This window comes from Neisseria sp. HMSC056A03, assembly GCF_001815685.1.
Classification (GTDB): domain Bacteria; phylum Pseudomonadota; class Gammaproteobacteria; order Burkholderiales; family Neisseriaceae; genus Neisseria; species Neisseria subflava.
In genome coordinates this window covers 17,413-41,526 of the sequence record NZ_KV821587.1, presented here as the reverse complement: position 1 = coordinate 41,526, position 24,114 = coordinate 17,413, and the positions used below count along the sequence as shown (strand labels likewise).

General features: G+C 48.4%; 23 protein-coding genes. 9 read left to right on the top strand and 14 right to left on the bottom strand.

Annotated elements, in window-relative coordinates; genetic code table 11:
* Window positions 1–8 precede the first annotated feature (8 nt).
* The 7 genes from HMPREF3052_RS00850 to leuC all read right to left on the bottom strand — a co-directional run bounded on the left by HMPREF3052_RS00850 (window position 9) and on the right by leuC (window position 5,152).
* On the bottom strand, window positions 9–872 hold the full coding sequence (locus tag HMPREF3052_RS00850; RefSeq protein ID WP_003686337.1) for a DUF1444 family protein: 864 nt from the start codon (window positions 870–872) through the stop codon (window positions 9–11).
* Window positions 873–910: 38 nt separating this feature from the next.
* Complete coding sequence (locus HMPREF3052_RS00845) at window positions 911–1,372, bottom strand: NanQ anomerase/TabA/YiaL family protein (RefSeq protein ID WP_070747837.1); 462 nt, start codon at window positions 1,370–1,372, stop codon at window positions 911–913.
* A gap of 97 nt (window positions 1,373–1,469) precedes the next feature.
* The gene (locus HMPREF3052_RS00840; RefSeq protein WP_070747834.1) at window positions 1,470–2,138 is read right to left on the bottom strand and encodes a DUF2625 domain-containing protein; all 669 of its coding nucleotides are present in this window, start codon (window positions 2,136–2,138) and stop codon (window positions 1,470–1,472) included.
* A 68-nt stretch (window positions 2,139–2,206) separates the two neighbouring features.
* Window positions 2,207–2,848, bottom strand: coding sequence for a 3-isopropylmalate dehydratase small subunit (gene leuD, locus HMPREF3052_RS00835; protein ID WP_003677355.1), 642 nt, complete (start codon window positions 2,846–2,848; stop codon window positions 2,207–2,209).
* Between the two features lie 45 nt (window positions 2,849–2,893).
* Window positions 2,894–3,259, bottom strand: coding sequence for a VOC family protein (locus HMPREF3052_RS00830; protein ID WP_003686332.1), 366 nt, complete (start codon window positions 3,257–3,259; stop codon window positions 2,894–2,896).
* A gap of 104 nt (window positions 3,260–3,363) precedes the next feature.
* Window positions 3,364–3,618: a hypothetical protein gene (locus HMPREF3052_RS00825; RefSeq protein ID WP_070583933.1), complete on the bottom strand. Its 255-nt coding sequence runs from the start codon at window positions 3,616–3,618 to the stop codon at window positions 3,364–3,366.
* Between the two features lie 124 nt (window positions 3,619–3,742).
* Window positions 3,743–5,152 carry a 3-isopropylmalate dehydratase large subunit gene (leuC, locus tag HMPREF3052_RS00820; protein WP_070747831.1) on the bottom strand — a complete coding sequence of 470 codons (1,410 nt, stop codon included), beginning with the start codon at window positions 5,150–5,152 and terminating at the stop codon, window positions 3,743–3,745.
* Between the two features lie 265 nt (window positions 5,153–5,417).
* Here leuC and gshA point away from each other — a divergent pair, with 265 nt between their 5' ends.
* The 7 genes from gshA to HMPREF3052_RS00785 all read left to right on the top strand — a co-directional run bounded on the left by gshA (window position 5,418) and on the right by HMPREF3052_RS00785 (window position 14,832).
* Window positions 5,418–6,776: a glutamate--cysteine ligase gene (gene gshA, locus HMPREF3052_RS00815; RefSeq protein WP_070747828.1), complete on the top strand. Its 1,359-nt coding sequence runs from the start codon at window positions 5,418–5,420 to the stop codon at window positions 6,774–6,776.
* 102 nt (window positions 6,777–6,878) lie between these two features.
* On the top strand, window positions 6,879–7,949 hold the full coding sequence (gene corA / locus HMPREF3052_RS00810) for a magnesium/cobalt transporter CorA (protein ID WP_070747825.1): 1,071 nt from the start codon (window positions 6,879–6,881) through the stop codon (window positions 7,947–7,949).
* A 114-nt stretch (window positions 7,950–8,063) separates the two neighbouring features.
* Window positions 8,064–8,546: an acyl-CoA thioesterase gene (locus tag HMPREF3052_RS00805; RefSeq protein WP_070747822.1), complete on the top strand. Its 483-nt coding sequence runs from the start codon at window positions 8,064–8,066 to the stop codon at window positions 8,544–8,546.
* Between the two features lie 127 nt (window positions 8,547–8,673).
* A complete protein-coding gene (gyrA, locus tag HMPREF3052_RS00800) occupies window positions 8,674–11,445 on the top strand; it encodes a DNA gyrase subunit A (RefSeq protein WP_070747819.1) in 2,772 nt (923 codons plus the stop codon).
* A gap of 64 nt (window positions 11,446–11,509) precedes the next feature.
* A complete protein-coding gene (gene uvrC, locus HMPREF3052_RS00795) occupies window positions 11,510–13,351 on the top strand; it encodes an excinuclease ABC subunit UvrC (RefSeq protein WP_070747816.1) in 1,842 nt (613 codons plus the stop codon).
* Window positions 13,352–13,378: 27 nt separating this feature from the next.
* Window positions 13,379–14,128, top strand: coding sequence for a type I 3-dehydroquinate dehydratase (aroD, locus tag HMPREF3052_RS00790; RefSeq protein ID WP_070747814.1), 750 nt, complete (start codon window positions 13,379–13,381; stop codon window positions 14,126–14,128).
* Between the two features lie 134 nt (window positions 14,129–14,262).
* Complete coding sequence (locus HMPREF3052_RS00785; RefSeq protein WP_070747811.1) at window positions 14,263–14,832, top strand: acetate uptake transporter; 570 nt, start codon at window positions 14,263–14,265, stop codon at window positions 14,830–14,832.
* A gap of 77 nt (window positions 14,833–14,909) precedes the next feature.
* Here HMPREF3052_RS00785 and yfaE read toward each other — a convergent pair whose 3' ends face one another.
* The 5 genes from yfaE to nrdA all read right to left on the bottom strand — a co-directional run bounded on the left by yfaE (window position 14,910) and on the right by nrdA (window position 20,090).
* Window positions 14,910–15,209, bottom strand: coding sequence for a class I ribonucleotide reductase maintenance protein YfaE (gene yfaE, locus HMPREF3052_RS00780; RefSeq protein WP_070747808.1), 300 nt, complete (start codon window positions 15,207–15,209; stop codon window positions 14,910–14,912).
* A 113-nt stretch (window positions 15,210–15,322) separates the two neighbouring features.
* The gene (locus HMPREF3052_RS00775) at window positions 15,323–15,649 is read right to left on the bottom strand and encodes a DUF6979 family protein (RefSeq protein WP_283126931.1); all 327 of its coding nucleotides are present in this window, start codon (window positions 15,647–15,649) and stop codon (window positions 15,323–15,325) included.
* Between the two features lie 75 nt (window positions 15,650–15,724).
* Complete coding sequence (nrdB, locus tag HMPREF3052_RS00770; RefSeq protein ID WP_141756588.1) at window positions 15,725–16,858, bottom strand: class Ia ribonucleoside-diphosphate reductase subunit beta; 1,134 nt, start codon at window positions 16,856–16,858, stop codon at window positions 15,725–15,727.
* 145 nt (window positions 16,859–17,003) lie between these two features.
* The gene (locus tag HMPREF3052_RS00765) at window positions 17,004–17,744 is read right to left on the bottom strand and encodes an NYN domain-containing protein (protein ID WP_070747802.1); all 741 of its coding nucleotides are present in this window, start codon (window positions 17,742–17,744) and stop codon (window positions 17,004–17,006) included.
* Window positions 17,745–17,810: 66 nt separating this feature from the next.
* Window positions 17,811–20,090: a class 1a ribonucleoside-diphosphate reductase subunit alpha gene (gene nrdA / locus HMPREF3052_RS00760; RefSeq protein WP_070747799.1), complete on the bottom strand. Its 2,280-nt coding sequence runs from the start codon at window positions 20,088–20,090 to the stop codon at window positions 17,811–17,813.
* Window positions 20,091–20,494: 404 nt separating this feature from the next.
* Between nrdA and HMPREF3052_RS00755 the strand changes: the two genes are divergently transcribed.
* Window positions 20,495–20,827 (top strand): stress response protein, encoded by a 333-nt coding sequence (locus HMPREF3052_RS00755; RefSeq protein WP_070747797.1) that lies wholly within the window; start codon window positions 20,495–20,497, stop codon window positions 20,825–20,827.
* A gap of 51 nt (window positions 20,828–20,878) precedes the next feature.
* Here HMPREF3052_RS00755 and HMPREF3052_RS00750 read toward each other — a convergent pair whose 3' ends face one another.
* Window positions 20,879–21,613: an epoxyqueuosine reductase QueH gene (locus tag HMPREF3052_RS00750; RefSeq protein WP_004464372.1), complete on the bottom strand. Its 735-nt coding sequence runs from the start codon at window positions 21,611–21,613 to the stop codon at window positions 20,879–20,881.
* A gap of 112 nt (window positions 21,614–21,725) precedes the next feature.
* Window positions 21,726–23,162, bottom strand: a complete 1,437-nt coding sequence (locus HMPREF3052_RS00745) for a patatin-like phospholipase family protein (RefSeq protein WP_070747794.1) — start codon at window positions 23,160–23,162, stop codon at window positions 21,726–21,728.
* Window positions 23,163–23,302: 140 nt separating this feature from the next.
* Between HMPREF3052_RS00745 and recO the strand changes: the two genes are divergently transcribed.
* Window positions 23,303–24,046: a DNA repair protein RecO gene (gene recO, locus HMPREF3052_RS00740; RefSeq protein ID WP_049329067.1), complete on the top strand. Its 744-nt coding sequence runs from the start codon at window positions 23,303–23,305 to the stop codon at window positions 24,044–24,046.
* Window positions 24,047–24,114 lie beyond the last annotated feature (68 nt).

The window sequence follows — 24,114 nt, the reverse complement described above, 5'->3', positions numbered from 1 at the left end:
GCCTTAAATCAATTTGCTCTGAAAACGCTGATTGTACCATTATGGTACTGGTAAAGCTGGGTAGAAATTGCGTAGGCAGATTCTTCAAATGCCTGCAGGGCGATATTCGCCATCGCCTGCAAAGCTTCTTCATCGGACGGGCTGCAAACGAGCAGGGCGTTGCGTGCCGGGACTGCAAAAACAGGATTGGCAGGCAGCATAGGATCGTCTCTAAGTACTTCGTCCAAAAGCAAAATCAGGGAAGCATCATAGTCGTTGTCCAAATGGATTTGGGCCAATGACCAACCTTCGGCATGATGAATTTGGACACGTCCATTCATCCGTTGGCGCAAATTATCCATTGCGGTACGATACAAGGCGTCTTCATCTTCAATACCGGTCTCTTCCATATGCTCACGATTGAGCGTATGCATGGATTCTTCCGTATCCACCATATAAAGCAACATGATATCGCCTGCAATCGGTTTATATACCAGGTAATCGGCAGGTTCGGCTTCATCCGTATTTGTAATCAGTCTGGCGTTTTCCAAATAAATCGTATTTTTAATCGTCGGAAGAATTTGTTGTGCTGAAACACTGGCATCAGTGTCTTGAATCTTATAGATAACCGCTAAATTGGCTGCAACAATAGCCTCCAAGGCCTCGGGATTTTGCAGATAACTTGTGTAATGGTTGCTCAAATATGTGCTGAATGATGCTTCATCGTCTTCGGAAAAATGGACGATGATCGGCGAAGACGCAATATTTTCACCCCAGTCGATTTTTGCCTCAAGATGCAATTCTTCTTGAATGCGACGGGCAAAGTATTCGACAAATTCCTGCCAAGTCATTAATTTAGGTTTGGAGCGGAACAACCTGTTGAAAAAAGACATATTTTGTCCTGAATAAGGGGATAAGGCCGTCTGAAAAATTATAGACGTTCGGTCTCAACACGGATTTTAAAAACAACTTTGCGTATGTTCGGTCTGTCGCCGACCAATGGGGCATGCGCATCATTCGGGAAAAATAGCGCAAATTCGCCAGGCTCCAAGATCAGCCAAGTTTCCGGCTCACAGTCGAAAAACTCGATATCGCGCTTTTCGTTGTAGCCTAAACCGTTTTTCAGACGGCCTCTATCTATCCAGCCATATGTTTCGCTGCCATCAATCGGCGTTTGAATATCAATGTGTTTTAAGTGCGCTTCAGGCTGGGCTTCTCCCTGCGTCCTCATCGGTTCGCTGCCGATAAAAATACGGATATTGGGATTCTCGCATGGCACTTGGCCATCCGGCAGCTTGGCAAAATCCAAGGTCTGCAACAGATGGAAGGCTTCGGCAAAGTCGGGATGCAAGGCAGCGTAGCGGGTGGCATTGCTTATGGTGTCGGTAATCATGGTGTGGTTAGGTAGAAATTAAACTTCAGGATGTGAAGAAGACGTTTTAAGGACGCTTTATTGGGATTCTGACAACAAGGCCGTCTGAAAGGGCTTTTTATGGAGTTGTGTTTTGCAGATCCAAAGTGGAGGCATAATGTTCAGCGATAGGAATATGCTTGCGGCTGACTTGGTTTATATCGCTGCCTTCTTCAGTCCATAAAAACGGAAAGAACGTGTAAACGCTGTTGCCATTCAAATCATGGATTTCTTCGCGCCAATTTTCCCAACGCAGGTTTTCGTAAAACAACCGTAAATCGCCGGTCAATGCCCAATTTAAGAAGTCGCCATAACCTTTACCGCAATCTTCCCATTCCAGTGTATCCGGTGGTAGGTAGAAAACATTACCTACTTTGCCATTCAATCCCCCGCCATTAATCGCAAAATAGCCTCCAGCAACATCATCGGCAAACAGATAATAGGGAGCAGGGCCTGCTGGCTCGGATTGTGTACGGCTTAGATTCCAACTTCCCAAACCACGAGGTAGCTTCGCGCTGCCAGAACCAAGTATCCGTAACCAGCCGTCATCGATAAGGATACCGCCGGTTTCATAAACGACAGCACCCATAAACGAACGTATCGTTACTTGGGTTTTGACAAGTTCTTCCTTTGCCTTTTCAAGCGTACGTGGCAGAACTTCAATACTGTTTGTCGCTTCTGCAATCCACTCTTGAATCAATGGCCACGCAGGGTCTTGGGTTTGGATTAATTCGTCGAATGATCTCATGGACTATCCCAAAGCATTCAGTAAAGGCCGTCTGAAACACTTACATTTTTCAGACGGCCTTTTGTATATCAACCGTTAAACAGCCAAGGCTGGCTTTGACGGCGTTTTTCTTCGAAGGCGTGAATTTCGTCAGCGTGTTGCAGGGTCAGGCCGATTTCGTCCAAGCCGTTTAAGAGGCAGTGTTTGCGGTGTTCGGTAATATCGAATGTAAATGTTTCGCCGCTAGGGGTGGTCAGGGTTTGTTCGGCAAGGTCGATGGAGAGCTGATAGCCTTCGTTGGCTTCAACTTCTTTGAAAAGCTGGTCAACCTGTTCTTCTGTCAAAACGATAGGTAAAAGGCCGTTTTTGTAGCAGTTGTTGAAGAAGATGTCGGCAAAGCTGGGGGCGATGACGGCGCGGAAGCCGTAGTCGTCCAATGCCCAAGGGGCGTGTTCGCGTGAAGAGCCGCAACCGAAGTTTTTACGCGTCAACAGGATTTGTGCGCCTTGATAGCGTGGCTGGTTCAGAGAGAAATCCGGATTCAATGGGCGTTTGCTGTTGTCCATGCCCGGTTCGCCGTGGTCGAGGTAACGCCATTCGTCAAAGGCATTGGGACCGAAGCCGCTGCGTTTGATGGATTTCAGAAATTGTTTGGGGATGATGGCGTCGGTATCGACGTTGCTGCGGTCGAGCGGGGCAACGATGGCGGTAATTTTGGTAAAGGCTTTCATGTCAGATTCTTATAGTAATAATGGGAAATTATATGGCTATTCGGGTTAGCGTGTGCTGTGCAAACCGATTCGGTTGCCTTCTGTATCTTCGATAAATGCTGCAAAGCCGTTGGCAATGCGGAATTTCTCTTGTAACAGTTTGCCGCCTGCTGCGACGGCTTTTTCTGCTGTTTCGGCACAATCCGGGCAATTGAAGAAAATGGTTGTACCACCGTGGCCGGGCTGGGCGTTGCTGTCGTGCCAAATCATTCCGGCCGTACCGTGTTGGGTGTAATCGGCCGGAAAAATGATGAAACGGAATCCGTTGCCGCCAACGTCTTGCAGGGGCTTGTCGAATACGGATTCGTAAAAGGCTTTGGCGCGATCCAAATCATGAGCGTGAATACCAAACCAGCTTGACGGATTACTCATTGTTTCTTCCTTTTGCTTGGAATCGTGAAAATGTCTGAACAAATAATAAAGTATCAGGCCGTCTGAAACGGAGTCAGGAGGTTCAGACGGCCTGATTTACCGAATTATTCGGTAGCGGCTTCGATTTTTTCTCCAACATGACTCATGCCGCGACCCACTGCATTGCCGCCTTTTTTAACGGCTTCGCCGGTTTTTTCGGCAACGTGTTCAGCAGTTTCTTTGGTTTTATCGGCTACGCGTTCGGCAGTCTCTTTGGTTTTGTCCCAATTGCGGTTGGCATCGTTTTTTGCGCCGGACCAAGTGCTGGAACAAGCTGACAGGATGAGGGCTGCGGCAGCCAATGCAAACAGTTTTTTCATACTAGATTCCTTTCGAGTTATCAATGATTGAGAAGGTTTTCGGACGTTTTTCGCAATAGGAAAACTTACTTGGGCAAGGTATTGTTTCAGACGGCCTGATCAATAAAGGCCGTCTGAAAATACTTTAAGCCATAGTGCGGATGTCGGTAAAGTGGCCGGTAACCGCGGCTGCGGCTGCCATGGCAGGGCTGACGAGGTGGGTGCGTCCGCCGTTGCCTTGACGGCCTTCAAAGTTACGGTTGGAAGTGGAGGCGCAACGTTGTCCCGGGGTCAGGCGGTCGGCATTCATGGCGAGGCACATAGAGCAACCTGGCTCGCGCCATTCAAAACCGGCTTCAATAAATACTTTGTGCAAGCCTTCTTTTTCCGCCTGTTCTTTAACCAAACCAGAGCCGGGAACAATCAACACGCGTTGTACATTGTCCGCTTTTTTACGGCCTTTGGCGATAGCGGCGGCTTCGCGCAAGTCTTCGATACGGCTATTGGTGCAAGAGCCGATAAAGACGATATCGACAGGGATTTCGTTTAATGGCGTACCGGCTTCCAAGCCCATGTATTCAAGGGCGCGTTCCATGCCGCTGCGTTTGACCGGATCGGCTTCTTCGACAGGATTAGGCACTTTGCCGTTGATGTCCAAAACCATTTCAGGCGAGGTGCCCCAAGTTACTTGAGGCTCGATGTCTTCGGCGTTGAAGTGGTATTCTTTATCGAATACGGCGCCTTCGTCAGACACCAGCGTGCGCCAGTATTCGACGGCTTTGTCCCACGCTTCGCCTTTAGGTGCGAAAGGTTTGCCTTTTACATAGTCGATGGTGGTTTGGTCTACGGCAACCATGCCTGAGCGCGCACCGGCTTCGATCGCCATATTGCACAGGGTCATGCGGCCTTCCATAGAAAGGCTGCGGATGGCTTCGCCGCCAAACTCGATGGCGTAGCCCGTACCGCCGGCCGTACCGATTTGGCCGATGATATAAAGTGCTACGTCTTTGGCGGTAACGCCGGGTTTCAGACGGCCTTCAACGGCAATCAGCATGGATTTGGATTTTTTTGCGGTAATACATTGGGTCGCCATGGTGTGCTCGACTTCGGAAGTGCCGATACCGTGCGCCAATGCGCCGAATGCGCCGTGGGTGGAAGTGTGCGAGTCGCCGCAGACAACGGTCATGCCGGGCAGGGTAGCGCCTTGCTCCGGGCCCATAACGTGTACGATGCCTTGGCCTTTATCCATAAACGGAAAGTAGGCGAGTGCGCCAAACTCTTTAATGTTTTTGTCCAAAGTATCGACTTGCAGTTTGGAAATCGGATCTTGGATACCTTTGTCCCAGTCGCCGGTCGGGGTGTTGTGGTCGGCTGTAGAGACCACGCTGTCGATACGCCAGAGTTTGCGGCCGGCCATTTTCAAGCCTTCAAATGCTTGCGGGCTGGTTACTTCGTGAACCAGGTGGCGGTCGATGTAAAGCAGGACAGTGCCGTCTTCTTCTTCGCGGACGACGTGGCTGTTCCAAAGTTTATCGTAAAGGGTTTGTGCGCTCATGATGAGTATTCTTTGCTATTGTTAGGTATGAATGATGGTTTGCGTTTATGGGCGGATTTTAGGCTTTTTATAGGGGCTGTGCAATAGAAATTTGTCCAATTTTTAAAATTTGTTGCAAAGTTTCAAAAAACCTTATTAAAAATTAGACAAATTGTAGAATTGTTGACAAAAAGATGCATCTTATCTGAAAGAATACTTGTCGAAATGCACTAAAAAGTTCTATCATTCTCACTCAATATCCACACTTAACAAAGAGGTATAGAGAATGAAATTACCGGTAATGGCTGCCGAACATCTGTCGCAACTTCAGGCGTTTGAAGCGAAAATCTTGTGCAACCACGCCAAAATCGAAGCATGGTTCCGTTCGCAATGGAACGAACACCGTCCGCCGTTTTATGGTTCGGTTGACATCCGTAATGCCGGTTACAAAATTTCATCTATCGATATGAACCTGTTTCCGGGCGGCTTCAATAATTTGAATCCCAACTTTATCCCGCTGGCGGCGGTTGCCGCGCAGGATGCAGTACAGCGCGCCTGTGAAACGGCCAAATCCGTATTGATTATTCCTGAAAACCACACACGAAACACATTCTATCTGCAAAACGTTTACGCACTCAGCGAGATTTTGCGTTCGGCAGGATATGAAGTGCGCTTGGGTAGCTTGAATCCTGAAGTGACTGAGCCAACTGAGTTTGAAACTGCGTTGGGCGATAAAATTTTGCTTGAGCCTTTATTGCGTACCCGTGAGCGCGTCCATCTTGCAGACGGATTCTCACCTTGCGTCGTCCTGTTGAACAACGACTTGTCTGCGGGTATCCCTGAAATTCTCAAAGACATCAGCCAAACCGTATTGCCTCCATTGCACGGCGGCTGGACGACTCGCCGTAAAACCGAACATTTCGGCGCGTACAACCAAGTTGCTGCCGACTTTGCCAAGTTGATTGACATCGACGAATGGCAAATCAATCCTTATTTTGAAAAAATCAGTGGTTTGGATTTCCAAGAGCGTGAAGGCGAGGATGCGTTGGCAGGCGCAGTAGAGCGCGTATTGGCGAAAACTCAAGCCAAATACGACGAATTGGGTATTACCGACCAGCCTTTCGTTATCGTCAAAGCCGATGCAGGTACTTACGGCATGGGCGTGATGAGTGTTAAATCTGCGGATGAAGTACGCGGCTTGAACCGTAAAAACCGCAACAAAATGGCGAAAGTCAAAGAAGGCTTGGAAGTTAGCGAAGTCATTGTCCAAGAAGGTATTTATACCTACGAAACCATGAACGGCGCCGTGTGCGAACCCGTCGTTTATATGATGGACCGTTTCGTTATCGGCGGCTTCTTCCGCGTACACGAAGGGCGTGGTGCAGACGAAAACCTCAACGCCGGCGGTATGGTGTTCGTCCCACTGTCCAACAGCATTCCCACCGGTAGCGGCGACAATTCCCAAGAAGCCCCCGAAGCCTGCAAGCGCGTATTTGAACAATGGGACTCGCTCGGCATGCCACGCTCCGAAAAAGACTGCGACGTGGACAACGAACACAACCGCCTCTACGTTTACGGCGTAATGGCGCGCCTGTCCTTGCTTGCCGCCGCAGTGGAGCTGGAGAAAACCGCGCCTCAAGCCTAATTAAAGTATTGATCGATATTGTCAGGCCGTCTGAAAATCAGTTTTCAGACGGCCTTTTCTGTCTGTACAATTCATTCTAACTAAAAAACATGATTTATTTTTATGAGCAAAGCAGCCAATCCAGTTGAGACAATCGATACTCTGCAAGACCAAGCCATGCAGCGCAGCAATACCGACAATGCGCCGCGATCTGCTATCCATCAAACCCTGTATTCCGTCGATACCTTTGTTCAGCATGATTATCTTGCTGGAAAAAACTTGCCCGATATTGTCCGTCCGCAAGAAGGTCAAATCAATTGGCTGCATTTTGTCGGCATCAATGATGTCACCTTACTTAAACACGCGCTTGAGCCTTATGGTATCCATGAGCTGGTTATTGAAGATATTCTTAGCCGCAAACAGCGTCCGAAAATCGAAGACTACGGCAGCTATGTTTTTACTGCCGCACAGGTTTACCACTATACCTCCACAGGCAAGCTCCATTCCGACCAAGTGTATGTGATTATCGGCAAAGATTTTGTGTTGTCTTTCCAACAAAAACCGCTGGGTTTGTTCAGCCATCTCCGCCGGCAGATGCACGAAAATCCGCACAATATTTTGAACAAAAATACAGCGTTTCTTGCTTATTGCCTGCTTGACCGTATTGTGGACGACTATTTCATTGTTTTGGAGTCGTACAACAACCGTGTAGAAGTAATAGACAAGTCCCTGTTTAAAAATGAAAACAGCGATATTCTCAGTAAGATTCACCGCCTCAAGCGCGATGCCGTCCGTCTGCGGCGCACGCTTTTGCCATTGCGCGATGTGTTCTACCAACTGGCCGTGCGCGGTGATTTTGCTATTTTCAAAGGCGAATCGACCGTCTATCTGCGCGATGTGTACGACCACAATATGCAGCTTATCGAGTCGCTTGATGCCTCGCGTGATATGGTGTTGAGTATGATGGACATTTATCTTTCCTTCCAATCCAACTGCATGAACCAGCAAATGCGCGTGTTGACGGTTATTACCATCATCTTTATGCCGCTGACCGTCATCACCGGCATCTACGGCATGAACTTCGACAACATGCCCGAGCTGCATTGGCATTACGGCTATTTCATGGTTTTGGGTGTGATGCTGTGCATCATCATCGGACTGCTGATTTTCTTTTCGCGTAGAAAATGGCTGTAAATGGGTAGGCAAGGAGTTGAAAGTCAACGTTTAAAAACGGTAGAATGATTTTGCACACGTGCAGTCTGAAGTTTTCAGACAATTAAAAAATAAATATCAAAAGGATAAGAAACTATGAAACCAGAACGCCAACTACCTTCCCATGAACTGATCATGTCCGAGCTGATGATGCCTTATACGGCAAACTTCAGCGGCAATGTTCACGGCGGCGATCTTCTGCGCCTGCTTGACCAAGTGGCATATTCCTGCGCCTGCCGTTACAGCGGTACCTATTGCGTTACTCTGTCTGTTGATAAAGTATTGTTTAAAGAGCCTATTCATGTCGGCGAACTGGTAACCTTTTACGCCAGCATCAACTACACCGGCCGTACTTCTATGGAAGTCGGCATCCGTGTAGAGGCGCAAAACATCCACACCGGCGAAGTGCGTCATACCAACAGCTGCTACTTCACCATGGTTGCCGTTGAGGACGGTAAGCCGGTTCCTGTACCGCCTTTGGAAATCAATACACCGCGCCAACGCTGCCGTTATGAAAGGGCTAAGAAGCGCAAAGAGTTGAGTTTGCAGGCTGCGAACCAAGATTCTGGCTGCAACTAAATTCAATTTATTAAATAACGAAGGCCGTCTGAAATTCTGTTTCAGACGGCCTTCACGCAAAAGCCATAAACCGCTTGTTTTGTGGTAGAATCAACAAGATTTTTGCCATACGAAATTACAGATAATCATGACCGACGCAACCATCCGCAACGACCATAAATTTGCACTTGAAACCCTGCCTGTCAGCCTTGAAGACGAAATGCGCAAGAGCTACCTCGATTACGCCATGAGCGTAATTGTGGGACGAGCCCTGCCGGATGTCCGCGACGGTCTCAAGCCGGTACACCGCCGCGTTTTGTACGCGATGCACGAGTTGAAAAACAACTGGAATTCCGCCTATAAAAAATCGGCGCGTATCGTCGGCGACGTTATCGGTAAATACCACCCCCACGGCGATACAGCCGTTTACGACACCATCGTCCGCATGGCGCAAGACTTCTCCATGCGTTATGTACTGATCGACGGTCAGGGCAACTTCGGTTCTGTCGACGGCTTGGCCGCAGCAGCCATGCGTTATACCGAAATCCGCATGGAAAAAATTTCTCATGAAATGCTGGCGGATATTGAAGAAGAAACCGTTAATTTCGGCCCCAACTATGACGGCAGCGAACATGAGCCGCTGGTATTGCCGACCCGTTTCCCTGCGCTGTTAGTCAATGGCTCGTCCGGTATTGCCGTCGGTATGGCAACCAATATTCCGCCACACAATTTAGGCGATACCATCAATGCCTGCCTGTGTTTGTTGGACGAGCCTGAAACTGAAATCGACGAGCTGATCAACATCATCCAAGCGCCCGATTTCCCGACCGGCGCAACTATTTACGGCTTAAGCGGCGTGCGCGAAGGCTATAAAACCGGCCGCGGCCGCGTGGTGATGCGCGGTAAAACCCATATCGAGCCTATCGGTAAAAACGGCGAACGCGAAGCCATCGTTATCGATGAAATTCCATATCAAGTCAACAAAGCCAAGCTGGTTGAGAAAATCGGCGAGTTGGTACGCGAAAAAACGTTGGAAGGCGTATCCGACCTGCGCGACGAGTCCGATAAATCCGGTATGCGTGTCGTGATCGAATTGAAACGCAATGAAAATGCCGAAGTCGTTTTGAACCAACTCTACAAAATGACCCAGCTGCAAGACAGTTTCGGTATCAACATGGTAGCCTTGGTTGATGGTCAGCCGCGCTTGCTAAACCTGAAACAAATCCTGTCCGAGTTCCTGCGCCACCGTCGTGAAGTCGTTACCCGTCGTACTTTATTCCGCCTGAAAAAGGCGCGTCATGAAGGCCATATTGCCGAAGGTAAGGCAGTTGCATTGTCCAATATCGACGAAATCATCCGTCTGATCAAAGAATCTGCCAATGCGCCGGAAGCCAAAGAAAAACTGCTGTCCCGCCCATGGCGCAGCAGCTTGGTTGAAGACATGCTCAGCCGTACGGATTTAGATCTGCAAATGATGCGCCCTGAAGGCTTGCCGGAGAATTTGGGGCTGCACAGCCAAGGCTATTATCTGAGCGAATTGCAAGCCGATGCCATTTTGCGTATGAGCCTGCGTAATCTGACCGGCCTCGATCAGGAAGAAATTGTCGGCGAATATAAAAACCTGATGAGCAAAATCATTGATTTCGTGGATATTCTTTCCAAACCAGAGCGCGTTACCCAAATCATCCGCGAAGAATTGGCAGACATTAAAGCCAACTTTGGCGATGAACGTCGCAGCGAAATCAATCCGTTTGGCGGCGATATCGCCGATGAAGATCTGATTCCGCAACGCGAAATGGTCGTTACCCTGACTCATGGCGGCTACATCAAAACCCAGCCGACGACCGATTATCAGGCGCAACGTCGGGGTGGCCGTGGCAAACAGGCGGCGGCAACCAAAGACGAAGACTTTATCGAAACCCTGTTTGTTGCAAACACGCATGATTATTTGATGTGCTTCACCAATTTTGGCAAGTGCCATTGGATTAAAGTGTACAAACTGCCGGAAGGCGGCCGCAACAGCCGAGGCCGTCCGATTAACAATGTTATCCAATTGGAAGAAGGCGAAAAAGTCAGCGCCATCTTGGCCGTCCGCGAGTTTCCGGAAGACCAATACGTCTTCTTTGCCACTGCACAAGGCATGGTGAAAAAAGTCCAGCTGTCTGCGTTTAAAAACGTCCGCAGCCAAGGCATCAAAGCCATTGCGCTTAAAGAAGGCGATTACTTGGTCGGCGCAGCACAAACCGGCGGTGCGGACGACATTATGTTGTTCTCCAACTTGGGCAAAGCCATCCGCTTTAACGAATATTGGGAAAAATCCGGTAACGATGAAGCAGAAGATGCCGATATTGAAATCGAAAACGAAGATTCAGACGGCCTGGATGATGAAAATGCCGAAAACGCATTGCCAAGCGGCAAACACGGTGTCCGTCCGTCCGGTCGTGGTAGCGGCGGTTTGCGCGGTATGCGCCTGCCAGCCGATGGCAAGATTGTCAGCCTGATTACCTTCGCCCCTGAAGCCGAGCAAAGCGATTTGCAAGTATTGACCGCTACCGCCAACGGCTATGGCAAACGTACGCCGATTGCCGATTACAGCCGTAAAAATAAAGGTGGCCAAGGCAATATCGCCATCAATACCGGCGAGCGCAACGGCGATTTGGTTGCCGCGACTTTGGTCAGCGAAACCGACGACCTGATGCTGATTACCAGCGGCGGCGTCCTGATTCGTACCAAAGTTGAGCAAATCCGCGAGACCGGCCGTGCTGCCGCAGGTGTCCGCCTGATTAATCTGGATGAAGGCGAAACCTTGGTCAGCTTGGAACGCGTGGCCGAAGAGGCTGAAGATGAAGCCGCTTTGGAAAGCGATGCAGCTGAAAACCAAGCAGTAGAAGCTGAAGATACTCCGTCTCAAGAATCTTAAACGTCAATGAAAAAGGCCGTCTGAAAAGTTTTCAGACGGCCTGCTTATTCCAAAAGAAAATCCCGTGAGCGCAACCGAACCGTTCGATTTACCTCTTTTTCTGAAAAATCTGCCCAATCTGCCGGGCGTGTACCGTTTTTTTGACGAAGACAACAATGTTTTGTATGTCGGCAAAGCGGTCAATCTCAAGCGGCGCGTTTCCAGTTATTTCCAAAAAAACGACCATTCGCCGCGCATCGCATTGATGGTAAAACAGGTTCACCATATTGAAACCACCATCACGCGTTCCGAAGCCGAAGCGCTGATTCTCGAAAACAACTTCATCAAAGCCTTGTCGCCGAAATACAATATTCTTTTCCGTGATGACAAAAGCTATCCTTATTTGATGCTCAGCGGCCATCAATATCCGCAAATGGCGTATTACCGCGGCACGCTGAAAAAGCCAAATCAATATTTCGGCCCGTATCCCAACAGCAATGCCGTGCGCGACAGCATTCAAGTGTTGCAAAAAGTCTTTATGCTGCGTACCTGTGAAGACAGCGTATTCGAGCACCGCGACCGTCCTTGTCTGCTTTACCAAATCAAACGCTGCACCGCGCCTTGTGTCGGCCACATCAGCGAAGAAGATTACCGCGACAGCGTGCGTGAAGCAGTAACTTTCCTCAATGGCAAAACCGACGAACTGACGCGCACCTTGCAACACAAAATGCAAACTGCCGCCGCTAATCTGCAATTTGAGGAAGCAGCCCGTTACCGTGACCAAATCCAAGCGCTCGGCATCATGCAGAGTAATCAGTTTATCGACAGTAAAAATACAAACAATCCAAACGATATTGATTTACTCGCGCTGGCGGTTTCAGACGGCCTGGTTTGCGTACACTGGGTCAGCATACGCGGCGGACGGCATGTAGGCGATAAAAGCTTTTTCCCCGACACCAAAAACGATCCCGAGCCAAACGGACAAGATTACGCCGAAGCCTTCGTCGCCCAACATTATTTGGGCAAAAGCAAACCCGACATTATCATCAGCAACTTTCCCGTTCCCGATGCGCTGAAAGAGGCTTTGGAAGGCGAACACGACAAGCAAATGCAGTTTGTCACCAAAACCATAGGCGAACGCAAAGTCTGGTTGAAAATGGCGGAACAAAATGCACAAATGGCAATTGCCCAACGCCGCCTGCAACAAAGCAGCCAGCAACACCGTATTGATGAACTGGCAAAAATCCTCGGCATGGATTCAGACGGCCTCAACCGCCTTGAATGTTTCGATATCAGCCACACGCAAGGCGAGGCCACTATTGCGTCCTGCGTTGTGTACGATGAGCAAAACATCCAGCCTTCGCAATACCGCCGCTACAACATCACAACCGCCAAGCCCGGCGACGACTACGCCGCCATGCGCGAAGTGTTGACGCGCCGTTACGGCAAAATGCAGGAAGCCGAAGCCAACGGCGAAAGCGTCAAATGGCCTGATGTCGTGTTGATTGACGGCGGCAAAGGGCAAATCGGCGTAGCCGTATCGGTATGGGAAGAGCTCGGGCTGCACATACCTTTGGTCGGTATCGCCAAAGGCCCCGAGCGCAAAGCCGGCATGGAAGAACTCATACTGCCTTTTACCGGCGAAGTCTTCCGCCTGCCGCCCAATAGCCCGGCTTTGCATTTATTGCAAACCGTACGCGATGAGTCGCACCGCTTTGCCATCACAGGCCACCGCAAAAAACGCGACAAAGCACGCGTTACTTCCTCACTCAGCGAAATCCCCGGTATCGGCAGCAAACGCCGCCAAGCATTGCTCACCCGATTCGGCGGTTTACGCGGCGTGATTGCCGCCAGCCGCGAGGACTTGGAAAAAGTTGAAGGCATCAGCAAAGCCTTGGCGGAAACCATTTACGAGCATCTGCACTGATTGGTTTGAACAGCAAAAAGGAACAATATGAAATCTGTCATCATCAAAAATATCGAGATCGGCAAAGGTCTGCCTAAAATTGCCGTGCCGCTGGTGGCCGCTAATACGCAGGAATTGGATCAGGCTTTGCGTGTATTGAAAGATACGGCTTTTGAAATTATTGAATTTCGTGCGGATTTTTTTCAAGAAGCGCTTGATGCCGATTTTATTGCCGAGCAATTAGGCATTGTCCGACAGGCTTTTCCTGACAAGCCTTTGCTGTTTACGTTTAGAAGGGCGCAAGAGGGAGGCAATACGCCTTGTGCTGACGACTATTATTTTGAATTATTGGAAAAAATCATCCGTTCCAAACAAGCCGATATTATCGACATCGAGCTTTGTGCCGAGGAAAGCGGCGTAAAACAAACCATTGCTTTGGCGCATGAGTATCAAACTGCCGCCTTACTTTGTAATCACGATTTCCAAGCCACGCCGTCTTTGGCAGACATTACAGGCCGTCTGAAAACAATGGCCGAGTGGGGCGCGGATATCTGCAAAATTGCCGTGATGCCGCAATCGCCGCAAGATGTATTGACCTTATTACAGGCAACATATGATGTTTCACAAAGTATAAACTGCCCGATTATTACTATGTCTATGAATAAAATCGGTGCGATCAGTCGTCTGGCCGGCTCGGCTTTCGGCTCAGCCGTAACCTTTGGTGCAGCAGGAAAAACGTCAGCTCCCGGTCAAATTGATGCCAATGAATTGAGGAAAATCCTGGCTATTTTAGGATAGTTTAATTATTAACATTTAAGGCCGTCTGAAAAATATTTTTCAGACGGCCTGATTTTTTTAAATTTATTTCTTTTAATTTTAAATAAAACCTGTAACAATAGGCTTCCTATTTTAATAATTAGAGGAGAAATAAAATGACTACTACTAAAGAAAACCTGGCGAATCCAGGTCCAGTAGGCCTGTGTGGCTTTGCATTGACAACTTGGTTGCTCAGTCTGATTAACGGCGGCTTTTTTACTGCTCAAGAGGGTGTCGGCTTAGTTTTGGGCATGGCTCTCGCCTTTGGTGGTATCGCCCAAGTTATTGCCGGTATGTTTGAGTTCAAGAAAGGCAATACGTTTGGCTTTACCGCTTTTATCAGCTATGGTGCCTTCTGGTGGACATGGGCTTTGTTTACCATCTTTTTCAAAGGTGAAACAGCCCCGGCATTTATCGGTTGGTATCTCTGCGTATGGGGTATGTTTTCGCTGATGATGTTTGTGGCCACCTTGACCAAGCCTAAAGTATTGAGCGGTATTTTCTTTTTCTTGACACTGACGTTCTTTGCCCTGGGTATTGGCGATGGCATGGAAAATCATAGCATCGTCCATATCGGCGGTTACTTAGGCTTGGTAACTGCACTTGGTGCGTTCTACTTGGCAGCGGCAGAGGTTATCAACGAATCTTTCGGCAAGACGGTTTTGCCGGTTGGCGAACGTAAATAAGGTTGCTTAAACAAAATGCCGTCTGAACGGTGGAAATGAAATCAAAGATTTCGGCCACAATGTTCAGACGGCATTTTTTATTTGTCTTCAAATAAATCGACATCAAATAAATCCGGCTCTTTGATGCGCTCACAACAATCAAGCTTGATGTCTTCAGTAACCCGGCAGCAGCACGGCAAAATTTCTCCGGGCGCGACAAAAGCGAGTGGAAAATTATCATAAGAGACTTTCCCATCCAAGATTTTGACCCGGCATGAACCGCAATAACCGCTGCGACATTGGTATTCAACTTCGTGTCCAGTGCGCTCCAAGCCCTCCAATAAGGTTTCGCCTTGTTGGAGTTGGAAGGTTTTGTCGTGTGTGCTAATGAGTGCCATGTGTGTTTTAGGGCATAGAGGCCGTCTGAACAATGTTTCAGACGGCCTTAAATATATAAATTCAAATAATCAAGCCTTTTTCCCACAAGGCCAAAACGACATGAAGCTGGCTGTTATATTTTTTTTTCATTACCCACAATTTCGCGCCAGAAAACGGATTTTTTCTGATTTGCCCATTCGGGATCATTTTTTAAAAGGCTGACCGCTACAACGGCATATTCTCCGTTTTTGGAATGTTTGGTTTTGACTTTTTCCGGGTTGATTCCTTTAACCAACCCCGCACGACACAATCCCAAAAATGCATTCTTTGGGCATCCTTTTTTTCTAATTGACTCCTTGATGGGAAATGATGCCGCAATCTCTGTCCAAGCTTGTTCCATATCTTCATATTTAGAATATGATTCAGCTGCTTTTACCGCAATGTCGCCATAAATCTTCATTTTTGGTTATACCTTGAGGATTGAAAAGAGATTTTCAGACGGCCGGTTACGCCCAAAGGCCGTCTGAAACGCGGTTTACAGCTCGAAATCGCCCAAATCGTCCGCGCCGACTTCCGAATCAATCTGACCGATTAAGTAAGAAGAAATTTCCACTTCCTGCGGCGCAACCTGTACATTGTCAGAAGACAGCCATGCGTTGATCCAAGGAATAGGATTTTGGGTCGCACCTTCAAATCCGGCAGGAAGGCCAACCGCCTGCATACGCAGATTGGTAATGTATTCAACGTATTGAGCCAGAATTTCCTTGTTCAGGCCAATCATTGAGCCGTCTTTAAACAGATAGGCAGCCCATTCTTTTTCCTGCTCGGCTGCTTTTTTGAAGAGGTTGAAACACTCGTCCTGCAATTCATTCGCAATTTCAGCCATTTCAGGATCATCGGCACCTGCACGCATCAGGTTGAGCATATGCTGGGTGCTGGTCAGGTGCAGGGCTTCGTCACGGGCAATCAGTTTGATGATTTTGGCGTTGCCTTCCATCAATTCACGCTCGGCAAAGGCGAACGAGCAGGCGAATGAAACGTAGAAGCGGATGGCTTCCAATACGTTGACGCACATCAGGCAGAGATAGAGTTTTTTCTTCAACTCGCGCAAAGACACGTTAACGAGCTTGCCGCCGACATTGTGCGTGCCTTCACCCAACAGATTGTAATACTGAGTGTATTCAATCAAATCATCGTAATAGCAGGCAATGTCTTCAGCTCGGGCGATAATGTATTTGTTTTGCACAATATCATCAAACACGACTGAAGGATCATTCACGATATTACGGATGATATGAGTGTAGCTGCGCGAGTGGATGGTTTCGCTGAAGCTCCACGTTTCAATCCACGTTTCCAGCTCGGGAATAGACACCAAAGGCAAGAACGCAACATTCGGGCTGCGGCCTTGGATCGAATCGAGCAAGGTTTGGTATTTCAGATTGCTGATGAAAATATGTTTTTCATGTTCGGGCAGGTTGGCATAGTCGATACGGTCGCGCGACACGTCGATTTCTTCCGGCCGCCAAAAGAAAGACAGTTGTTTTTCAATCAGTTTTTCAAATACTTCGTATTTCTGCTGGTCATAACGGGCAACATTTACCGGCTGACCGAAAAACATCGGCTCTTTAAGCGCATCGTTTTTGGTTTTGGAAAAGGTGCTGTATGACATGACTAGGTGTTCGCAGGACATGGTGTTTCTCTTTTTAAAAAATAATATTTAGTTTTCAGAGTGCCTTTTGATATTCAAAACAAGACCATCTAAAAATTATTCACAAACCTCAATCATAAGCCATTATTTAAATAACTTTCATTTTTTACTTTGCTCTTTTATTTCGGATATACATTTGTGAACGATTTTCTGACAACCTAGTTTCAAAAATATCAATTACACGCACTAAATCTCCCAACTTCGTATAACCATAATTTTTACTATCAAAAGATGATTGGTTATTGATAATCTTCCCAACATTACTTAATGATGCCCAACCGTCTTCATCACAACTATTGGCAATGGCTTCTCTTAATAAATTCATTAATGTAGTATCACATTTAAGTTCATTAGCAGCTCTCTTCCGAATTTCAGCTGGTTGAGCATTTGTCCCACTGCTTTTATCAAAACTTGCATCTAAAAATAAAAATTTGCTACATGCAGCAACCAACGACTTAGGTGTTTTATGTTCGCCAAAACCAATGACTTGTTTCCCCTCCATTTTTATTCTCATTGCTAACGGTGTGAAATCACAATCGGAAGAAACAATGCAAAAAACGTCTATTTTATCTTGAAATAATAAATCCATTACATCTATGGTCATCGCCATATCCGTTGCATTTTTACCCTTTGTATAATCAAACTGTTGAACAGGTGCTAGAGCATAATCCAATAAGACAGCTTCCCAACCTTTTAATTGTTCACTTTTCCAATTCCCATAAATTTTTCTTATCATTACTGAACCATAATTTGCAAGCTCATTAAGAATAAAATCAATTTTCCCAAAAGGTGCGTTATCTGCATCTATAAAAAGAGCGACAATAGATTGTTCAGGTATATTCTTCAATTTGTTTTCCCCCTATGTTATTTATTATTTCAGACGACCTCGTGAGGTCGTCTGAAATCCCTCTTATCAAATCTTACAAGCCCCCCCAGCACAGCCGTCATCCTGAATATCGGTCTGCGTATCATCCGCGCCGTCTCGGGTGTTGTGGTAGTACAGAGTTTTGACGCCGTATTTGTAGGCGGTCAGCAGATCTTTGAGCATTTGTTTCATGGAAACTTTGTTGCCTTCAAATTTACCCGGGTCGTAGGCGGTATTGGCGGAAATTGCCTGATCGACGAATTTTTGCATTACGCCGACGAGTTTCAGGTAGCCTTCGTTGCCTGGAAGCTGCCACAGGGTTTCGTATGCGTCTTTCAGGGCTTCAAACTCCGGCACGACTTGTTTCAGGATGCCGTCTTTCGATGCTTTGACCGTTACCAACCCGCGCGGCGGCTCGATGCCGTTGGTGGCGTTGGCGATTTGCGAGCTGGTTTCAGACGGCATGAGTGCGGTCAGGGTGGAGTTGCGCAGGCCGTATTTGACGATGTCGGCGCGCAGGCTTTCCCAGTCGCACAACAGCGGTTCGCTGCACACGGCATCCAAGTCTTTTTTGTAAGTATCAATGGGCAGTTTGCCTTGCGAATAAACGGTTTGGTTGAACAGCGGGCACGCGCCGTATTCTTTGGCAAGGTTCACCGATGCTTTGAGCAGGTAATACTGCATGGCTTCAAAGGTACGGTGGGTCAGGCCGAGTGCGGAATCATCGCTGTAACGGACGCCGTTTTTCGCCAGATAGTAGGCGTAGTTGATGACACCGATGCCGAGCGTGCGGCGGTTCATGGTCGCGGTGCGGGCGGCTTCAACCGGATAGTCTTGATAATCCAGCAAGGCATCGAGAGCGCGCACGGTCAAATCAGCAAGCCCTTCCAGCTCGTCTAAGCTGTTTAATGCACCCAAGTTGAAGGCAGACAGGGTACACAGGGCAATTTCGCCGTTCGGGTCGTTGATGTTGTCCAGCGGTTTGGTTGGCAGGGCGATTTCCATGCACAAGTTGGACTGGTGCACGGGCGCGACGCGCGGGTCAAACGGGCTGTGCGTGTTGCAATGATCAACGTTTTGGATGTAGATACGTCCCGTTCCAGCACGTTCCTGCATCAGCGTGGAGAACAAATCGGTAGCCGACAAGGTACGTTTGCGGATGTTCGGGTCTTGCTCGTATTTCGTGTAAAGACGCTCGAATTCGTCTTGGTCGGCAAAGAACGCGTCGTACAGGCCGGGGACTTCATTGGGCGAGAACAGCGTGATGTTGCCGCCTTTAATCAGGCGTGTGTACAGCAGGCGGTTGATTTGTACGCCGTAATCAAGCTGGCGGATGCGGTTATCTTCCACGCCGCGGTTGTTTTTCAATACCAACAGGCTTTCGGCTTCGATGTGCCACAAGGGGTAGAACAAGGTTGCCGCGCCGCCGCGTACGCCGCCTTGCGAGCAGGACTTAACCGCTGCTTGGAACATTTTGAAGAATGGGATACAGCCGGTGTGTTGCGCTTCGCCGCCGCGGATTTCGCTGCCCAAGCCGCGGATACGTCCGGCGTTGATGCCGATGCCTGCGCGTTGGGAAACGTATTTCACAATCGCGCTCGTGGTAGCATTGATGGAGTCGAGGCTGTCGTCACACTCAATCAGTACGCAGCTTGAGAATTGACGGGTAGGCGTACGCACGCCGCTCATAATCGGGGTCGGCAGCGATACTTTGAATGTGGAAACGGCGTCGTAAAAGCGTTTGACGTAATCCAAACGGGTCTCTTTCGGGTATTTGCTGAAGAGACACATGGCCACCAAAATGTATAAAAACTGCGGCGTTTCATAAATTTGGCGGGTAACGCGGTTTTGAACCAGATATTTGCCTTCGAGCTGCTTCACGGCAGCATAAGAGAAGGTCATATCGCGGCTGTGGTCGATATAGGCATTCAGCTCGTCGAATTCTTCACGGCTGTAATCTGCGATGATGTGGCGGTCGGATTTGCCTGCTTCGGTCAGTTTTTTAACGTGATCGTAGAGATGAGGCGGTTCGAATTCGCCATAAGCGATTTTGCGCAGATGGAAAATGGCGAGGCGGGCGGCCAGATATTGATAATCGGGCGTATCTTGTGAGATCAGGTCGGCCGCGGCCTTGATGATGGTCTCATGGATATCGTCGGTACGGATACCGTTGTAAAACTGAATATGTGATTTGAGCTCGACTTGCGATACGGAGACGTTTTTTAAGCCTTCCGCCGCCCAAGTAACAACGCGGTGGATTTTGTCTAAATTGATATCTTCCAAGCGTCCGTCGCGTTTGGTTACTTTAATATTCGTTGCTGCATTCATTGTTCAGTCTCCCCATTAAAAAACACAAGATACGGTATGTGATTGCTTTGAACGGCACAATATAATGTATTTTTCTTTGTTTAACTAGACTTGACAATGCGCTTTTTTCGGGGGCTGATTAAGGAGGGGGAAGGCTCGGGCTAGGTTTCATGTGGCTTTGTGGCGATTTGGCATTATTTTGAGTTTGCATCACATTTGGTCAGACATTGGCTAGAGGCTTATGAAATAAAGAAATTTATATTCGGCGTCTGTCTAAATGGAAGGAGTGTTAAATTTTGCAAAGCAAGAAGGATAATGTCGTAATTACTGACAATCGTCTGTCATGCAACGCATTAGGCGGTTTGTTAATGTATCAGGCGAGGCATATAATGGAAGAACTATCCGACCTAAACCGGGAGCGAATCATGTTGGCATTTAAAACTTTAGGTTCTGCACTGGCTGTGTTTGCCCTATTGAGCTTGGGTACTTATTCTGCCGAAGCGGCGGCCAAACCGCATGGCCATCATGTGAGCAAACACCAACAGGCGAAGAAAAACAAATTGCATCCTGCTTGTAAGAGATACCTTGAGCGCCGTGCCGCTTGGTATCGCTACAAAGGCAACAAGGCCGAATTGAGGGAAAACCGTAAAGCGGCAAAAGCATTCCGCGGTTTGCCTTATGCCGAGCAAAAAATTCAATGCCAAGCTGCTTATCAGGCATTTGATGATTTTGATCACGGTAAATTCCGCCGCCGTTAATCATCTGATTTAAACAAAGGCCGTCTGAAACATTCAGACGGCCTTTGATATTTATTTCTCAACAATGATTTTGTTTTCGGCTTGAGGCTCGTATTGGGTGGATTCATCACCGTAATACAACACGCCCAGCTTAATGGGGATGCGGCCTTGCGATTTGCGGTGGGCATTGGAATCGCGCAGGGAGTAGGCGCAACCGCAATATTCTTGTTGGTAGAAATGCTCGCGTTTGCTGATTTCAATCATGCGTGCGCTGCCGCCGCCTTTGCGCCAGTTGAAATCCCAATAAACCAAGTCATCGTACGGCTCGGCGGCGCGATGGCCGCAGCCGTTGATCTGTTTCATGTCTTTCCAGCGTGAAATGCCCAGTGAGCTGGTGAAAACATGGAAGCCGTTTTCATGGGCGTATTGCGCCGCTTTTTCAAAACGCATGTCGAAACACATGGTGCAGCGGATACCGCGTTCGGGTTCAAATTCCATGCCTTTGGCTTTGGCGAACCATTCTTTACGGTCGTTTTCGTAGTCGTCGTCTTTATCGACAAAGGGGATGCCGAATTTGTCCGCAAAGCGCATATTTTCTTCTTTGCGCAACATATATTCTTTGTGCGGATGGATATTGGGGTTGTAAAAATAAATGGTGTAGTCGATGCCGCTGGCAAGCATGGCTTCCATCACTTCGCCGGAACATGGAGCGCAGCAGGAATGCAGTAAGACTTTTTTATGGCCGCCCGGTGGAACGAGGATAGGGCGGTCAATATCGGTAACGATGGGAGTGTTTAATTCGGTCATGGTTGGATTCTATTTATTGTTAAGTGTTTCAGACGGCCTTGGGTATTGAGGCCGTCTGAAATATAAGATGAAGCATATATTTTAACAGAGCTACACTTTATGGAACAGTTTACTACTGCTTTTCTTTTTCGTTCAATGGCTTGAACTCTTGCGCATCTAGAGGCGGGGCTGCGAAGATGGTGTCTGGATTGGGGTGTGCCGCAAATTCTGCCAGCAGGTTGCGATAGTCCAGCGACTGCTTCATCAGTTCGGCAGCGGCGGTACGCAGATTGTTCACGTCTTCCGGCGGCAGATAGAAACTGGTCGGGATATTCAACACCTTGTCCCTCAGCTGGGATGGCGGAAGGTTTTTGAGATTCAGGCTGACGAAAGAGAAATAGATGTCTTCGTTCTGTTTGTCTTTGTTCCATTGGTCGACAAAAGCCCTGAAGCGACGCAAAGATTCTTGCGAATGTTGGTCGATCGGGATATTCACGATGGCGGAAACAACATCGCGGAAACCGGGTACGGCCGCGCTTTTATCCAAATCGCTGCTGACTTCGTTTTGGGCATTGACGTTGATGACGACAATATGGCGGATTTTGTTTTGTTTGATTTTATGCGTCAGGAGTTTTTCCGGATACATTTCCGTCATGTCCAAAAGGCTGCGCATACCCAGATTGTCGGTCAAGCCGCCGTCGATAAGGTGGATGTAGGGACGGTTTTTGCTGTCGCTGTATTTTTGGAAACGCTCGAGAAATTCTTTTCGGGTTTGCAGTTGTTTTTTACCGGCTTCGCTGTCGGAGACAATTTGCAGCGGCGGCGTGTATTGGCAATGGCCGCCGTTGTTATTGAGCGTAATCGGTGCAAACACCATAGGCACGGAGCTTGAAGCGGCAACGGCGCGGGCAAGTCGCAAGTCGGCCAAGTCGATACACATCGGGTCGAAATATTCCTGCGTGAAATTAAAACGCTCGCCTATGCCCATATCGGTGGCGGAAATGATGGCAAACGGGCCTTTGGCATTTTTTTCCAAATCACGGAAAGTGGTTTTGCCGAAAAGGTAGTTTTCAAATTGCTCCTGTAACAGATCGCCGCGTCCGTATTCAGGCGAGGCCAGTCGGGGCAGGTTGGACATGGAAAAGGCTTGTTTGACGACTTGGCGTTGGAAGTTTTGGTGTAGGAAACGTTTATAAAACAAGGGAATGGTTTCTTCGCCCTTGAGTGCAAAATAAGCCGCCAAAACCGAACCGCCGGATACGCCGACCACCACATCGACATGCGACATCAAAGATTGTTTTTTGCCGCCGATGGTAATCTGTTGCTTATGAAGCTGCTCCAACACGCCATAACCCAATGCCGCCGCGCGCGTGCCGCCTCCGGAGAACATCAATACAATAAGCGTATCGTCTTCGTCGTTGCGCTGAAGCCGGCTGGTTTCAAAGCGGTAGCCGCGTTGCAGGTCGACCGTATCAATACCGGTGACAGGCTGATATTTCACCAGCGAGCAGGCGGATAATAGGGCTGCGGAGAGCAGGGAAAGAGCGGATTTAAAAGGGAATTTCGGCATAAACACAGGAAAGTCGGTTGTTCATTCAAAACGGATTATAAAGGTTTTTAGATGGCCTTTATAGAAGGCGGATTTTCAGACGGCCTTTTTGCGTCGATTTTCCGTTATAATCGACACAATCTTTATCTTTCCAAACCCTTATGGCGCAACCAAACCGCATCAACCACGAACCTATCTTTCTGCTTGCTTCCGCCCCGTGGCGCGAGAGCAGCTTGTGGGTGGAGGCTTTCAGCCGCCGTTATGGGCGGGTGGCTTTGTTGGCCAGAAGCGCGCGCAAACGGCAGAGTGAATTGCGCGGCGTGTTGGTGCCGTTTGTGCCGGTGAGCGCGTCTTGGTATGGCTCGCAAGAGTTGAAGACTTTGCATCGCGCCGAATGGATAGGCGGGTGGCCGCAGCCACAGGGCAGGGCTTTGTTCAGCGGATTGTATGTGAACGAGTTGATGCTGAAATTGACCGTCCGCGAAGATCCGTTGCCCGAGCTTTACGATGTTTTGGCGGAAACCATGAAAACCATCTGCTGCGAGGCCAACCATATTGCCGCTTTGCGCCGTTTTGAGTGGTCGCTGTTGACACGCTTGGGATTTGCCCCCGATTTGTTCCATGACGGCAACGGCAATGAAATCAACAGCGATGAAACTTATTGGCTCACGCCTGAAGAAGCTGTGGTTCCCCTGGCCGAGGCCGACCGTTTCCATGCGCTCAATAAGGGCGTGGCCGTATTGGGCGCGACTTTAATCGATTTGAGGGAAGGCAGTTTTGTTCATCAGGAAAGCCTCGGTCAGGCTTTGAAAGTAACGCGGCTTTTGATTGACAACCTTCTCCCCGAGGGCATCAAATCTCGGCAGGTTTTGCAGCAGTTGCAGCAGTTTGGTTTGGGCAGTTGAATTTTTTCAGACGGCCTTTGGTAGGTGAAGATTCAGGCCGTCTGAAACCTTAAAGAAAGGACATTATT